This is a genomic window from Streptomyces sparsogenes (assembly GCF_001704635.1).
GTDB lineage: Bacteria > Actinomycetota > Actinomycetes > Streptomycetales > Streptomycetaceae > Streptomyces > Streptomyces sparsogenes.
In genome coordinates this window covers 1-14,137 of the sequence record NZ_MAXF01000030.1, presented here as the reverse complement: position 1 = coordinate 14,137, position 14,137 = coordinate 1, and the positions used below count along the sequence as shown (strand labels likewise).

The window sequence follows — 14,137 nt, the reverse complement described above, 5'->3', positions numbered from 1 at the left end:
GCCCTGACCAGTGATTCAGAACGGCACGCCGCAGCGCAGCAGCACGTTGGCGTACGGCCGCACCTCACCGGTGCGCACCACCAGCCGCGCCGCCGCCGTCCGCCCCTTGAGCGCCTCGTGCGGCACCAGCTCCAGCCCCGCCCCGGGGAAGAGGCCGTCGAGCAGCGCGGTCGCCGACGGGTTGTGCTCCCGCACCTCGAGGGCCGCCGTGGCGCCCTCGATCACCAGCTCGTCGAGCAGCCCCCTGAGCACCTGCTCGAAGGACGGCACCCCCGCCACGAAGGCGAGATCGACCACCGGCGGCCCGGCGGGCCCGGCGGGGATGGGGAGCCCGGCGTCGCAGACCATCACCGTGTCGGTGTGGCCCAGCTCGGCGAGGGCCCCGCTCAGCCGGCGGTTGAAGATCCCTGACCGCTTCATCGCGCCGCGACCTCCTCGGCCGTGGGGAAGGACTCCTGCGCGCCGGCGCGGGTGACCGCCGCCGCGCCGACCCGTACGGCGAACCGCACGGCCGTCTCCAGGTCGTCGCCGACGCCCAGGCGCCAGCCGAGCGCGCCGGTGAAGGCGTCCCCGGCGCCGGTGGTGTCCACGGCCTCGACCGGGAGGCTGGGGACCAGGACCGTACGGTCGCGGTCGGCGACGAGCGCGCCGCCGGCGCCCAGGGTCACCACCACCGAGCGCGGGCCGCGCGCCAGCAGGGCGGCCGCCCAGGCCTCGGGGGCCTCCTCCCGGCCCGCCGGGTCCTCGCCCAGCAGGAAGCGCGCCTCGTGCTCGTTGAGCACCAGCGGATCGCAGGCGGCCAGCACCTCGGCGGGGAGGGCGGCGGGCGGCGAGGGGTTGAGGACCAGGCGCGGGCCCGCCTCCCCGCCCGCCGTGCCGACCGCCTCGGCGACCGCCGCGACGGTCTCCAGCGGGATCTCCAGCTGGACCGAGACCACGCGGGCCGAGGCCAGCAGGTCCGCGGCGGCCCGTACGTCGTCGGGGCTCAGCCGGGCGTTGGCGCCGAGGGACACCACGATGCTGTTGTCCCCGGACGGGTCGACGGTGATCAGCGCGACGCCGGTGGGCGCGCCGCCGACCAGGACGCCCGCGGTGTCCACGCCCGCCGCCCGCTGCGACTCCAGCAGCAGGCGGCCGTGCGCGTCGTCACCGACGCGGGCCAGCAGGGCCGTACGGGCGCCCAGCCGGGCGGCGGCGACGGCCTGGTTGGCGCCCTTGCCGCCGGGGTGGACGGCGAGGTCGGAGCCGAGGACGGTCTCCCCGGCGGCCGGGCGGCGTTCGACTCCGATCACCAGATCGGCGTTGGCCGACCCTACGACCAGGAGGTCGTGGTCGTGCATGCGTGTACGTCCCTTCAGACTGGCTGGGTTACCGGACGCGCCCGCGGCGGGATCTTCTCGCCCGCCCCTCCCCGGCCCGGGCCTCCGCCCCAGGGCCCCGGTCGCGGGAAGGGGCGGGCGGGAGTGACGATCCCGCCCGCGCGGCGGTCACTTCCCGGTGACGACCTTCACCGGCACCTTGACCATCGGGTCGACCTTCTTGCCCTTGGCCAGGGCCACCGCGTTCTTGACGGCCAGCTTGCCCAACTCCTTCGGCTGCTGGGCGACGGTCGCGGCGAGGGTGCCGGCCTCGACCGCCTTGAGGCCGTCCGGCGTGCCGTCGAAGCCGACGACCTTGACCGACTTGCCGGCCTTGGAGCCGAGGGCCTTGATCGCGCCGAGCGCCATCTCGTCGTTCTCGGCGAAGATCCCGGTGATCTTGGAGTGGGCCTGGAGCAGGTTGGTGGTCACGTCCAGGCCCTTGGCGCGGTCGAAGTCCGCGGGCTGCTTGGCGACGACCTTGATGTCCGGGTACGCCTTCAGGCCCTCGGCGAAGCCCTGGCCGCGCTCGCGCGAGGCGGAGGTGCCCGCCGTGCCCTGGAGCACCAGGATGGTGCCCTTGCCGCCGAGCTGCTGGGCCAGGGTCTTGGCGGCGAGCTTGCCGCCCGCGACGTTGTCCGAGGCCACGGTGGTGGCTATGTCGCCCCTGGTGACACCGCGGTCGGCGGCGACGACCGGGACGTCGGCCTTGTTGGCGCTCTTGACCGACGGGCTCGCGGCGTCCGAGTCGACCGGGTTGATGATGATCGACTTCACGTTCTGGCTGAGGAAGTTCTGCATCTGGTTGGCCTGCTGGGAGGCGTCGTTCTGGGCGTCGGTGACGGTCAGGTCGACACCGGCGGCCTTGGCCTCGGCCTGGGCACCCTCCTTCATCTGCACGAAGAAGGGGTTGTTGAGGGTGGAGACGGACAGGCCCACCTTGATGTCGGAGGAGCCGGACGAGCTGTTGCAGGCGGTGGTGGTCAGGGCGAGGGAGGCGACCACGGCCGCGGCGGCGACGATCTTCTTCGGGTTCATGGTGGTTTCCTTCAGGTTTGCCCGAGGGACGGGGTGCGGGTGGATGAGGAGGAGTAGCGGGTCACGCGCGGCGGCGGAGACTGTCCACGAGGACCGCCAGGGCGATGACGACGCCGATGACGACCTGCTGCCAGAAGGCGGAGACCGACAGCAGGTTGAGGCCGTTGCGCAGGACGGCGAGGATCAGGGCGCCGATGAGCGTGCCCGAGGCCTTGCCGACGCCGCCGGACAGGCTCGCGCCACCGATGACGACCGCGGCGATGGCGTCCAGCTCGTAGCCGACGGCGGCCTGGGGCTGGGCGGAGGCCAGGCGGGAGGCGAGCACGATGCCCGCGATGGCCGCGAAGCCGCCGGAGAGCGCGTAGATGACGAGCTTCTGGCGCTTGACGCGGATCCCGGAGAGCCGGGCGGCCTCCTCGTTGCCGCCGATCGCGTACATGGCACGGCCCGAGTACGTACGGGCCAGCACGGCGCCGGTGATCAGGCCCATGGCGATCATCACGATCACCGGGACCGGCAGCCAGCCGCCGAGGGTGTCGCCGAGCCGGGCCACCGACTCGGGGATCTCGATGGGGCTGCCCTGGGAGATGACCAGGGCCAGCCCGCGGCCGATCGAGAGCATCGCCAGGGTGGCGATGAACGGAGGCAGCTTGCCGAAGGAGATCAGCGCCCCGCTGACCAGCCCGCACAGGATGCCGGTGCCGACGGCGAGGATGACGGCCAGCCATACCGGCAGCCCCTGTGAGGTCGCCGACCAGGCCAGCACGGTGGCCGACAGGGCGGCCACCGAACCGACCGAGAGGTCGATCCCGGCGGAGACGATCACGAAGGTGACGCCGAAGGCGAGGATCGCGGTGACCGCCGCCTGGACGCCGACGTTCAGCAGGTTCTGGGTGGTGAGGAAGTCGCCGGACATCAGCGACATGACCCCGACGAGGACCACCAGGGCACTGAGCGCGCCGTTGTCGAGCAGCACACGACGCAGCACCGCGGAGCCGCCCGGGGCCTTGGGACTCTGATGGGCGTTACTGGTCTTGAGCGTGTCAGTGGCCACGGGAGCCCTCCATTTCCTTGACGTCTTCCGTGACGCCCTTGATGTCCTTCACGGCCAGGGCCATCACGGCGTCCTGGGTCGCTTCCTGTGCGCCGAGCTCGCCGGCGATCCGGCCCTGGGCCATGACCAGGACCCGGTCGCTCATGCCCAGCACCTCGGGGAGGTCGCTGGAGATCATCAGCACCGCGTGTCCGGAGGCGGTGAGTTCGTTGATGAGCTGGTAGATCTCGACCTTCGCGCCCACGTCGATGCCCCGGGTGGGCTCGTCGAGGATGAGCACCTTGCTGTCGGCGAGCAGCCACTTGCCGATGACGACCTTCTGCTGGTTGCCGCCCGAGAGGGTGCGGACGCGCTGGTCGAGGCCGGCCATGCGGACCGCGAGCTGCTCGGAGATCCGGGCCGCCGCGCGGCGCTGCCCGGCCCGGTCCACGAGCCCGGCGCGAGTGGCGCGCCGCAGCGTCACCAGGCCCAGGTTCTCGTGCACCGACGCGTCGAGCACCAGCCCCTGGCCCTTGCGGTCCTCCGGCACGAGGCCGATTCCGGCGTCCATCGCCGCGTTGACGTCCCGGCCGGGCAGCCGCTTGCCGAGCACCCGTACGGTCCCGGAGTCGTAGGGGTCGGCGCCGAAGACCGCGCGGACCACCTCGGTGCGGCCGGCGCCGACCAGCCCCGCCAGGCCCACGACCTCACCGGCCCGCACCTCGAAGCTGATGTCCTGGAAGCTGCCGCGGCGGGTGAGCCCCTCGACCTTCAGCAGCGGCACCGCCGCCGCGGTGCCGGCCGCGGGGGCGGTGCGCTCGCGCGGGTACTGCTGCTCGATGGAGCGGCCCACCATCAGCCGGACCAGCTCGTCCTGCTCGGTGGCGGCCGGGACCTGGGTGACGCTGCGGCCGTCGCGCAGGACGGTGACGCGGTCGCCCAGGGCGGCTATCTCCTCCAGGTGGTGGGTGATGAAGACGATGCCGACGCCGTCCGCGCGCAGGGCGCGCACGATCCGGAAGAGCTTGTCGACCTCCTCGGTGGTGAGCACCGCGGTCGGCTCGTCCATGATCAGCACGCGGGCGTCCAGGGACAGCGCCTTGGCGATCTCCACCATCTGGAGCCGGGCGATGCCCAGCTCGCGGACCCGGTCGGTGGGGGAGACGTCCACCCCGACGCGGGCCAGCAGCTCGGCGGCCCGCGCGTTCATCGTCTTCCGGTCGATCAGCCCCAGGCGGCGCGGCTGGCGGCCCAGGAAGATGTTCTCGGCGACGCTGAGGTCGGGGACCAGGTTGAACTCCTGGTAGATGGTGGCGATCCCGAGCCGCTCGGCGTCCTGGGCGCCGTGGATGCGCACCGGGGAGCCGTCGACGAGGATCCGGCCGCCGTCCGGGCGGTGGGCGCCGGAGAGCATCTTGATCAGCGTGCTCTTGCCCGCGCCGTTCTCGCCCAGCAGGACGTGCACCTCGCCGCGGCGCAGGTCGAAGTCGACGCCGTCGAGCGCGACCACTCCGGGGAAGGTCTTGCGGACCCCTTCCATGCGCAGCAGTTCGCTCGCGCTCTTCACGCTCAGCGGCTTCGTCGCGCTCTGCGTGCTCATGGCTTGCTCCCTTCGGGCTCGCCGCACGAGCGGCGGGTGACCAGGCGGGCGGACAGGATCACCGACTCGGCGGTCCGCCCCTCGACGAGGTCGATCAGCGCGCGCACGGCGGCGCGGCCGAGTTCGCCCGTCGGCTGGGCGATGGCGGTGATCGGGGGATCGGTGTGGACGAACCAGGGGACGTCGTCGAACGCGGCGAGCGCCACGTCGTCGGGCACCCGCAGGCCGCGCGCGCGGATCTCGTCCATCGCGCCGAGCACCATGAGGTTGTCCGTGGCGAAGATGACGTCGGGGGGCTCGGGCAGGTCGAGGAAGCGGGCGGTCACCCGCCGTCCGCTGTCCGCCTGGAAGTCGCCCTGCCCTATGTGGTCGGCCGGCAGGGCCAGGCCGAACTCGGCCAGCGCGGACCGGAAGGCCTGCACGCGCTCGCGTCCGGTGGTGGTGGCGGCGGGGCCCGAGATGATGGCGAGCCGGCGGTGGCCGAGCGCGTGCAGATGCGCCACCAGGTCGCGCACCGCGCCCCGGCCGTCCGTGCGCACCACGGGCACGTCCACACCTCCGATCCAGCGGTCCACGAAGACCATCGGGGTGCCGGACCGGGCCGCGTCCAGCATCAGCGGGGAGCCGCCGTCGGTGGGGCTGACCAGCAGGCCGTCGATGCGACGGTCCATCAGGGAGCGCACATGGTGGTCCTGGAGGTCGGGGCGTTCGTCGGCGTTCCCGATGATCACGCTGTAGCCCAGTGCGCGGGCCTCGTCCTCGACCGAGCGGGCCAGCTCGGTGAAGAACGGGTTGAGCACGTCGCTGATCACCAGCCCGAGGGTGCGGGTCTGGTCGGTGCGCAGCGAGCGGGCCACGGCGTTGGGGCGGTAGCCGAGCTCGGCGACGGCGGAGAGCACCCGGTCGCGGGTGTCCGCGCGAACGGACGGATGGTCGTTGAGCACGCGGGAGACCGTCGCCACGGACACTCCGGCGTGGTGCGCCACGTCCTTGATGCTCGCCATTCCACCTCCTCGTGGAATCGATTACACGGAGGATTGGAATCGATTACACGGGAGCTGGGCAAGGGCCTCCGGGCGGCCGAAACCGGATCGTAATACTCCGGCGGGCGTGTCCGGATTGCGTCCGACTCGCGCCCCGCCCCTCAGGGGGCGTTCGCGCGGTCGCCGTGAGGGTTGTGCACAGGCCCCCCGGGCGTGTCGGCGCCCGGCGGTACCGTCGGGTCATGCTCAAACTCGCGGTGGTCGAAGGGGTCCTGGAGCGGATCACCTACGCCAATGAGGAGAACGGCTACACGGTCGCCCGGGTCGACACCGGCCGCGGCTCGGGCGATCTGCTCACCGTCGTGGGCTCCCTGCTGGGCGCCCAGCCCGGCGAGTCGCTGCGCATGGAGGGCCGCTGGGGCTCCCACCCGCAGTACGGCAAGCAGTTCACCGTCGAGAACTACACCACCGTGCTGCCCGCCACCGTCCAGGGCATCCGGCGCTATCTGGGCTCCGGCCTGATCAAGGGCATCGGCCCGCGGATCGCCGACCGGATCACCGAGCACTTCGGCGTGGACACCCTGGAGGTCATCGAGCACCGGCCCGAGCGGCTGATCGAGGTGCCCGGCCTCGGCCCCAAGCGCACCAAGATGATCGGGGCGGCCTGGGAGGAGCAGAAGGCCATCAAGGAGGTCATGGTCTTCCTCCAGGGCGTCGGGGTCTCCACCTCGATCGCGGTGCGGATCTACAAGAAGTACGGGGACGCCTCGATCTCCGTCGTGAAGAACGAGCCGTACCGCCTGGCCGCCGATGTGTGGGGCATCGGCTTCCTGACCGCCGACAAGATCGCCCAGTCCGTCGGCATCCCGCACGACAGCCCCGAGCGGGTGAAGGCCGGCCTGCAGTACGCGCTGTCCCAGTCGACGGACAGCGGCCACTGCTTCCTCCCCGAGGAGCAACTGATCGCGGACTCGGTGAAGTTGCTCCAGGTCGACACGGGCCTGGTCATCGAGTGTCTCGCCGAGCTGGCGGACGAGGAGGGCGTGGTGCGCGAGACCGTGCCCGGGCCGGACGGCGGCGAGCCGGTCACCGCCGTGTATCTGGTGCCCTTCCACCGCGCCGAGATCTCCCTGGCCGGCCAGGTGCTGCGGCTGCTGCGCGGCGGGGAGGACCGGATGCCCGCCTTCCGGGACGTGGACTGGGACAAGGCGCTGGCCTGGCTCGCCCGGCGCACCGGCGCCGATCTGGCCCCCGAGCAGAGCCAGGCCGTCAGGCTCGCGCTGACCGAGAAGGTCGCGGTGCTGACCGGCGGCCCGGGCTGCGGCAAGTCCTTCACCGTGCGGTCCGTGGTGGAGCTGGCGCGCGCCAAGAAGGCTAAGGTGGTGCTGGCCGCCCCCACGGGCCGGGCCGCCAAGCGGCTGGCCGAGCTGACCGGCGCCGAGGCGTCCACGGTCCACCGGCTGCTGGAGCTCAGGCCCGGCGGGGACGCGGCCTACGACCGGGACCGGCCGCTGGACGCCGACCTGGTGGTGGTGGACGAGGCGTCCATGCTCGATCTGCTGCTGGCCAACAAGCTGGTCAAGGCGGTCCCGCCGGGCGCCCATCTGCTCTTCGTCGGGGATGTGGACCAGCTGCCGAGCGTCGGCGCCGGCGAGGTGCTGCGCGATCTGCTGTCCGAGGGCAGCCCGGTCCCGGCGGTGCGGCTGACCCGGATCTTCCGGCAGGCCCAGCAGTCCGGGGTGGTCACCAACGCCCACCGCATCAACTCCGGCGTCCCGCCGATCACCCACGGAATGCCCGACTTCTTCCTGTTCGCGGAGGAGGACACCGAGGCCGCCGGAAAGCTCACGGTGGACGTGGCGTCCCGTCGGATCCCGGCCAAATTCGGCCTTGACCCGCGCCGGGACGTGCAGGTCCTGGCCCCCATGCACCGCGGCCCGGCCGGCGCGGGGACGCTCAACGGCCTGCTTCAGCAGGCCATCACCCCCGCCCGGCCGGATCTGCCCGAGCGGCGCTTCGGTGGCCGGATCTTCCGCGTCGGCGACAAGGTCACCCAGATCCGCAACAATTATGAGAAGGGGGCCAACGGGGTCTTCAACGGCACAGTGGGCGTTGTCACCTCCCTCGACCAGGACGAGCAGCGCCTGACCGTGCTGACCGACGAGGACGAGGAGGTGGCGTACGACTTCGACGAGCTGGACGAGCTGGCCCACGCCTACGCGGTGACCATCCACCGCTCCCAGGGCAGCGAGTACCCGGCCGTGGTCATCCCCGTGACCACCGGCGCCTGGATGATGCTCCAGCGCAATCTGCTGTACACGGCGGTGACCCGCGCCAAGCGCCTGGTGGTGCTCGTCGGCTCGCGCCGGGCCCTCGGGCAGGCGGTGCGTACGGTCTCGGCGGGTCGGCGCTGCACCGCGCTGGACCATCGGCTCGTTCAAAGGTGAACGTGTCGGGAGGGTTTCCGGACCGTCACGAACGGGGCAGGATGGGCGTGGATACGGCACTCAGTGCCGCCAAATGGCCCTTCGGCCGACCCCGAGTGCACGTTCATCGTCCGGATGGGGGAAGGTGGGGGGAGTCAGGGCACCTCGAAGAAGAGAAGCAGACGTCGGTGAGGGATGACGTGAGTGACAACTCTGTAGTACTGCGGTACGGGGACGGCGAATACACCTACCCGGTGGTCGACAGCACCGTCGGCGACAAGGGCTTTGATATCGGCAAGCTTCGCGCCCAGACCGGTCTGGTGACCCTGGACTCCGGTTACGGCAACACCGCCGCCTACAAATCCGCGATCACCTATCTCGACGGTGAGCAGGGGATCCTGCGCTACCGCGGCTACCCCATCGAACAGCTGGCCGAGCGCGCCTCGTTCCTCGAGACGGCCTTCCTGCTGATCAACGGGGAGCTGCCCACCGTCGACGAGCTGGCCGACTTCCGCGACCAGATCACGACGCACACGCTGCTGCACGAGGACGTCAAGCGGTTCTACGACGGCTTCCCGCGCGACGCCCACCCGATGGCGATGCTGTCCTCCGTGGTCAGCGCGCTGTCGACGTTCTACCAGGACAGCCACAACCCGTTCGACGAGAAGCAGCGTCACCTCTCCACGATCCGGCTGCTGGCCAAGCTCCCCACGATCGCGGCGTACGCGTACAAGAAGTCCGTCGGCCACCCGTTCGTCTACCCGCGTAACGACCTGGGCTACGTCGAGAACTTCCTGCGGATGACCTTCTCGGTCCCGGCGCAGGAGTACCAGCTCGACCCGATCGTGGTCAGCGCCCTGGACAAGCTGCTGATCCTGCACGCCGACCACGAGCAGAACTGTTCGACCTCCACGGTGCGGCTGGTCGGCTCCTCGCAGGCCAACATGTTCGCGTCCATCTCGGCGGGCATCAACGCGCTGTGGGGTCCCCTGCACGGCGGTGCCAACCAGTCGGTGCTGGAGATGCTGGAGGGCATCCAGGCCTCCGGCGGCGACGTCGACTCCTTCATCCGCAAGGTGAAGAACAAGGAAGACGGCGTGAAGCTCATGGGCTTCGGGCACCGCGTCTACAAGAACTTCGACCCCCGGGCGAAGATCATCAAGTCGGCGGCGCACGATGTCCTCTCGGCCCTCGGCAAGTCCGACGAGCTGCTCGACATCGCCCTCAAGCTCGAGGAGCACGCGCTCGCCGACGACTACTTCGTCGAGCGCAAGCTCTACCCGAACGTGGACTTCTACACGGGTCTGATCTACCGGGCGATGGGCTTCCCGACCGAGATGTTCACGGTGCTGTTCGCCCTCGGCCGGCTGCCGGGCTGGATCGCCCAGTGGCACGAGATGATCAAGGAGCCGGGCTCCCGCATCGGCCGTCCGCGCCAGATCTACACGGGTATCGTCGAGCGCGACTTCGTCCCGGTGGAGCAGCGCTGACACTGAGTGTCAGGCGAGCCACGCCATAGAAGAGGCAGAAGCGCCCCGCTGCCGATCCCCCCACGGGTCGGAGCGGGGCGCTTCCATTCCCGGTTACGGATTCCCCCCACGGGATCCGGCCGGGGGTCTGCTGGCCGCAGAAGCCCTCACCTGTACGCGATCTGCCGGGACGCGTACGCAACGGGAGGGCCGCTCAAAGCTCCCCGAGTACGTCGCCCCGGCCACGCGTAGCGGGATCCGTCCCCCAAGACGAACCCTCACCGCCCCATTAGACTCCCCACCCCCCGCGATGGTTACGTTCGGTCGCCTGTGATCTGCGTCTCTTGCCATATGGGGGCGTAAAAGGGCAAGAGCCTCGATTTGAAGATCGAGGCTCTCGTGTATGGGTGTTGTGCGGCTTATGGGGACTTGGTGAATCTATGGAGATTCGGTGAAGGTCCGCAGTCGCAGGCTGTTGGTGACCACGAAAACCGAGGAGAACGCCATCGCGGCGCCCGCGATCATCGGGTTGAGCATCCCCGCCGCGGCGAGCGGCAGCGCGGCGACGTTGTAGCCGAAGGCCCAGAAGAGATTGCCCTTGATGACGGCCAGGGTCCGGCGCGCCAGCCGGATCGCGTCCGCGGCCACCCGCAGATCGCCCCGCACCAGCGTCAGGTCCCCCGCCTCGATGGCGGCGTCCGTCCCGGTGCCCATCGCCAGGCCCAGGTCGGCGGTGGCCAGGGCGGCCGCGTCGTTGACGCCGTCGCCCACCATCGCGACCGTACGGCCCTCCGCCCGCAGCCGCCGCACCACGTCCACCTTGTCCTGCGGCAGCACTTCGGCGATGACCTCGTCGATGCCCACCTGGCGGGCCACCGACTCGGCGACCAGCCGGTTGTCACCCGTCAGCAGCACCGGGGTCAGACCGAGCCCGCGCAGCCGGGCCACGGCCTCGGCGCTGGTGTCCTTGACCGCGTCGGCGACCACGAGCACGCCGCGGGCGCGCCCGTCCCAGGCGACGGCCACCGCCGTGCGCCCTTCCGCCTCGGCCGCCGCCTTCGCGGCCGCCAGCTCCTCGGTCAGCCCGGCCCCGTGGGCCGCGAGCAGCTTCTCGCGGCCGACGAGGACCGTGTGTCCCTCCACGACGCCCTGGACGCCCAGTCCGGGCACGGACTCGAAGCCCTGGACCGCCGGGAGGGCGCCGGCCCGGGAGGCCGCCGCGTCGGCCACGGCGCGGGCCACCGGGTGCTCCGAGGCGTGCTCGAGGGCGCCGGCCAGCCGCAGGAGCCGGTCCTCGGTGACCCCGGGAGCGGTGTGGGCGCCGTGCAGCCGCATCCGGCCCGTCGTCACCGTGCCGGTCTTGTCGAGGACGACGGTGTCCACCCGGCGGGTGTTCTCCAGGACCTCCGGGCCCTTGATGAGGATGCCGAGCTGGGCGCCGCGGCCGGTGCCGACCATGAGGGCGGTCGGGGTGGCCAGGCCCAGCGCACACGGGCAGGCGATGATCAGTACGGCCACGGCGGCGGTGAACGCGGCGGTCGCGTCGCCGGTCAGCAGCAGCCAGCCCAGCAGGGTGCCGACGGCGATGAGGACGACGACGGGCACGAAGACCCCGGAGAGCCGGTCCGCGAGCCGCTGCACCTCCGCCTTGCCGTGCTGCGCCTCCTCGACCAGGGCGGCCATGCGGGACAGCTGGGTGTCGGCGCCCACGCGGGTGGCCTCGACGACCAGGCGGCCCGCCGCGTTGACGGTCGCGCCCGCCACGGTGTCGCCCACGGCGACGTCCACGGGCACGGACTCGCCGGTCAGCATGGAGGCGTCCACGGCCGAGGCGCCCTCGACGACCGTGCCGTCGGTGGCGATCTTCTCGCCGGGGCGCACCACGAAGCGGTCGCCGACGGCCAGCCGGGAGACCGGGATCCGGACCTCACGGCCCTCGCGCAGCACGGCCACGTCCTTGGCGCCCAGGTCCATCAGCGCGCGCAGCGCCGCGCCCGCCCGGCGCTTGGAGCGGGCCTCCAGGTAGCGGCCGAGGAGGATGAAGGTGGTCACCCCGGCCGCGGCCTCCAGGTAGATCGAGGAGGAGCCGCCGCCGCGGGCGACGGTGAGGTCGAAGCCGTGCCGCATGCCGGGCATGCCCGCGTCGCCGAGGAACAGGGCCCACAGGGACCAGCCGAAGGCGGCGAGGGTGCCGAGGGAGACCAGGGTGTCCATGGTGGCCGCGCCGTGCCGGGCGTTCGTCCAGGCGGCCTTGTGGAAGGGCAGGCCGCCCCAGACGACGACGGGCGCGGCGAGGGCGAGGGACAGCCACTGCCAGTACGTGAACTGCAGCGACGGCACCATCGCCAGGAGGACCACGGGCGTGGACAGGGCCAGTGAGATCAGGAGCCGGCGGCGCAGCGCGTCCGTACGGGCATCACCGGGCTCACCCGCCGCGGGCTTCCCGCCGGCGCGTCCGGCGTCCGTGGACGCGCCCGTGGACGCGCCCGTGGGCCCGCCCGTGGACCCGCTCGTGGAGGCGTCCGTGGGTGTGGACGGGGACGGGGCCGCGGGCTCGGACTCCGGCTCGGGTGCCGGGGGCCGCGGCGGCTCGGCGGTGTAGCCGGTCCTGACGACGGTGTCGATCAGGTCGGCGATCTCGACGCCGCCCTCGTAGGTCACCTTCGCCTTTTCGGTGGCGTAGTTGACCGTGGCGGTGACGCCGTCCATGCGGTTGAGCTTCTTCTCGACGCGCGCCGCGCAGGAGGCGCAGGTCATGCCGCCGATGGTGAGCTCCACCTGGGAGGCCGGGGTCGCCGGCGAGGTCTGCTCCGCTGTGGGTGTCTTCTCCTTCGCGGCGCGTGGGGCCGTGCTGGTCATCTCGGGCTCCTGGGGCTCCTGGGAGGAGGGCCGGGCCGGGTGGGCGGGGCCGCGCGGCCCGGCGGGGGTGGCGTCAGGCCCGGCCGGTCAGCTCGTAACCGGCCTCGTCCACGGCGGCGCGCACCGCCTCGTCGTCCAGCGGGGCGGCCGAGACGACGGTGACCTGGCCGGTGGCGGCGACGGCCTGGACGGAGCTGACGCCGTCGAGGGCGGAGATCTCCTGGGAGACGGCGCCTTCGCAGTGGCCGCAGGTCATGCCGGTGACCTGGTAGACGGTGGTGACGCCGGACGCGGTGGTGGCCTCTGAGCTCATGGCTTCTCCTCGGGTGAGCGGGCGGACACGGCTGAGTCCTCGGGTGCCCAGGGGGCGCGGGTTCCCCGGTGCCCCCTGATGATGACAAGCATAATACCCCTAGGGGGTATCAGGGGGTCCGGGACGGGGTCTCGGCGCCGATGATCGGGGCGAGATAGCCGTGGAGGGACGCCTTCAGCTCCTCGATGTACGCGGCCCGCTCCCCGCCCTCGTGGGCGAGTACGAGTTCGAGGCCCGCTTTGAACAGGGAGAACACCATCGTCGCGGTGCGGGTGCGGCGCTCGGGGGGCAGTGCGGGCTGGATGAACCCGATCAGCTCCTCGAGCCGGGCCTGCAGGGCGACGTGCAGCGCGTCGTGGTCCTCGGTCATCAGGCCGGGGATGTCACCCGAATGGATGAGAGTGAGGAAGACGGGGTTCTGGCAGTTGAACTCGACCATCGGATCGACGACCGCGTCCAGCATCCGGTCGAGCGGGAGCGAGGCGTACTCGGGGGTGAAGAGCACGCCGTGGGCCTCCCGCATCCGGTGGGTGAGCCGCTCCCCGAGCTCGACGGCGATGGCCTCCTTGTTCGGGAAGAACTGGTACAGCGTCCCGGGGGAGACCCCGGCCTCGCGGGCGATCGCGTTGGTGCTCGCCCCCGCGTAGCCCGCCCGGCAGAACACGCTGGCCGCCGCGTCGAGCAGCTGCTGGATGCGGCGCTCCCCGCGCGCCTGCCTGCGGCGCGGCTTCGCCTCGCCGGCGGGCTGGTCTGCCTTGGTCTCGGTCACGCGTCAATCCCCAGCTCTCGTGATCCATTGACAAACACGAGTGCTCGCTCGCATTCTGGAGAAACGCGAGCGGTCGCTCGTGTTTGCCGCTCCTTGGGCAATCAGCGACCCATGCTGCCTGCCTAAACGCCGACCGGGCGCGGCCGCGGGCGCATGGCCACAGGTGAAGGGGACACCGCGCTATGACCGTTGTCAACCGGCCGCAGGAGGGCCGGGCGGGAGGCTGGACCAGAGCGGTGACCGCCCGCCCGCGGCTCACACTGCTGCTCGCCCTGCTGTTCACGGCGCT

At 71.7% G+C, this 14,137-nt stretch carries 9 protein-coding genes and 2 pseudogenes; 2 read left to right on the top strand and 9 right to left on the bottom strand.

Annotated features, from left to right (window positions below):
• Nucleotides 1–15: 15 nt before the first annotated feature.
• The 6 genes and pseudogenes from rbsD to BBH68_RS06145 form a co-directional block, all read right to left on the bottom strand.
• Nucleotides 16–420: a D-ribose pyranase gene (rbsD, locus tag BBH68_RS06165; protein WP_065959511.1), complete on the bottom strand. Its 405-nt coding sequence runs from the start codon at nucleotides 418–420 to the stop codon at nucleotides 16–18.
• Nucleotides 417–1,340: a ribokinase gene (rbsK, locus tag BBH68_RS06160; protein WP_065959509.1), complete on the bottom strand. Its 924-nt coding sequence runs from the start codon at nucleotides 1,338–1,340 to the stop codon at nucleotides 417–419. Before rbsK ends, rbsD begins: the two co-directional genes overlap by 4 nt.
• A gap of 147 nt (nucleotides 1,341–1,487) precedes the next feature.
• A pseudogene (locus tag BBH68_RS44440) lies at nucleotides 1,488–2,303 on the bottom strand (D-ribose ABC transporter substrate-binding protein); the annotation flags it as partial.
• A 157-nt stretch (nucleotides 2,304–2,460) separates the two neighbouring features.
• Nucleotides 2,461–3,450: pseudogene (locus BBH68_RS44435) on the bottom strand (ABC transporter permease); the annotation flags it as partial.
• On the bottom strand, nucleotides 3,440–5,029 hold the full coding sequence (locus tag BBH68_RS06150; RefSeq protein ID WP_065959507.1) for a sugar ABC transporter ATP-binding protein: 1,590 nt from the start codon (nucleotides 5,027–5,029) through the stop codon (nucleotides 3,440–3,442). The pseudogene BBH68_RS44435 and the gene BBH68_RS06150, both read right to left, overlap by 11 nt.
• Nucleotides 5,026–6,033: a LacI family DNA-binding transcriptional regulator gene (locus BBH68_RS06145; protein WP_065959506.1), complete on the bottom strand. Its 1,008-nt coding sequence runs from the start codon at nucleotides 6,031–6,033 to the stop codon at nucleotides 5,026–5,028. The genes BBH68_RS06150 and BBH68_RS06145 overlap by 4 nt, the downstream gene beginning before the upstream one ends.
• A gap of 221 nt (nucleotides 6,034–6,254) precedes the next feature.
• Between BBH68_RS06145 and recD2 the strand changes: the two genes are divergently transcribed.
• Entirely contained in the window at nucleotides 6,255–8,459 is a 2,205-nt protein-coding gene (gene recD2 / locus BBH68_RS06140) for an SF1B family DNA helicase RecD2 (RefSeq protein ID WP_104531231.1), read from the top strand.
• A gap of 179 nt (nucleotides 8,460–8,638) precedes the next feature.
• Nucleotides 8,639–9,928 carry a citrate synthase gene (locus BBH68_RS06135; protein WP_065959490.1) on the top strand — a complete coding sequence of 430 codons (1,290 nt, stop codon included), beginning with the start codon at nucleotides 8,639–8,641 and terminating at the stop codon, nucleotides 9,926–9,928.
• 417 nt (nucleotides 9,929–10,345) lie between these two features.
• Here BBH68_RS06135 and BBH68_RS06130 read toward each other — a convergent pair whose 3' ends face one another.
• The 3 genes from BBH68_RS06130 to BBH68_RS06120 form a co-directional block, all read right to left on the bottom strand.
• Nucleotides 10,346–12,766 (bottom strand): heavy metal translocating P-type ATPase, encoded by a 2,421-nt coding sequence (locus tag BBH68_RS06130; protein WP_065959489.1) that lies wholly within the window; start codon nucleotides 12,764–12,766, stop codon nucleotides 10,346–10,348.
• A 73-nt stretch (nucleotides 12,767–12,839) separates the two neighbouring features.
• Nucleotides 12,840–13,079 (bottom strand): heavy-metal-associated domain-containing protein, encoded by a 240-nt coding sequence (locus tag BBH68_RS06125; RefSeq protein WP_065959488.1) that lies wholly within the window; start codon nucleotides 13,077–13,079, stop codon nucleotides 12,840–12,842.
• A 109-nt stretch (nucleotides 13,080–13,188) separates the two neighbouring features.
• Nucleotides 13,189–13,848 (bottom strand): TetR/AcrR family transcriptional regulator, encoded by a 660-nt coding sequence (locus BBH68_RS06120; protein ID WP_065959487.1) that lies wholly within the window; start codon nucleotides 13,846–13,848, stop codon nucleotides 13,189–13,191.
• Between the last annotated feature and the right edge of the window lie 289 nt (nucleotides 13,849–14,137).

Coding starts and splice junctions, on each gene's coding strand:
- rbsD (WP_065959511.1), bottom strand. CDS start 420: ATGAAGCGGTCAGGGATCTTCAACCGCCGGCTGAGCGGGGCCCTCGCC.
- BBH68_RS06150 (WP_065959507.1), bottom strand. CDS start 5,029: ATGAGCACGCAGAGCGCGACGAAGCCGCTGAGCGTGAAGAGCGCGAGC.
- recD2 (WP_104531231.1), top strand. CDS start 6,255: ATGCTCAAACTCGCGGTGGTCGAAGGGGTCCTGGAGCGGATCACCTAC.
- BBH68_RS06145 (WP_065959506.1), bottom strand. CDS start 6,033: ATGGCGAGCATCAAGGACGTGGCGCACCACGCCGGAGTGTCCGTGGCG.
- rbsK (WP_065959509.1), bottom strand. CDS start 1,340: ATGCACGACCACGACCTCCTGGTCGTAGGGTCGGCCAACGCCGATCTG.
- BBH68_RS06125 (WP_065959488.1), bottom strand. CDS start 13,079: ATGAGCTCAGAGGCCACCACCGCGTCCGGCGTCACCACCGTCTACCAG.
- BBH68_RS06130 (WP_065959489.1), bottom strand. CDS start 12,766: ATGACCAGCACGGCCCCACGCGCCGCGAAGGAGAAGACACCCACAGCG.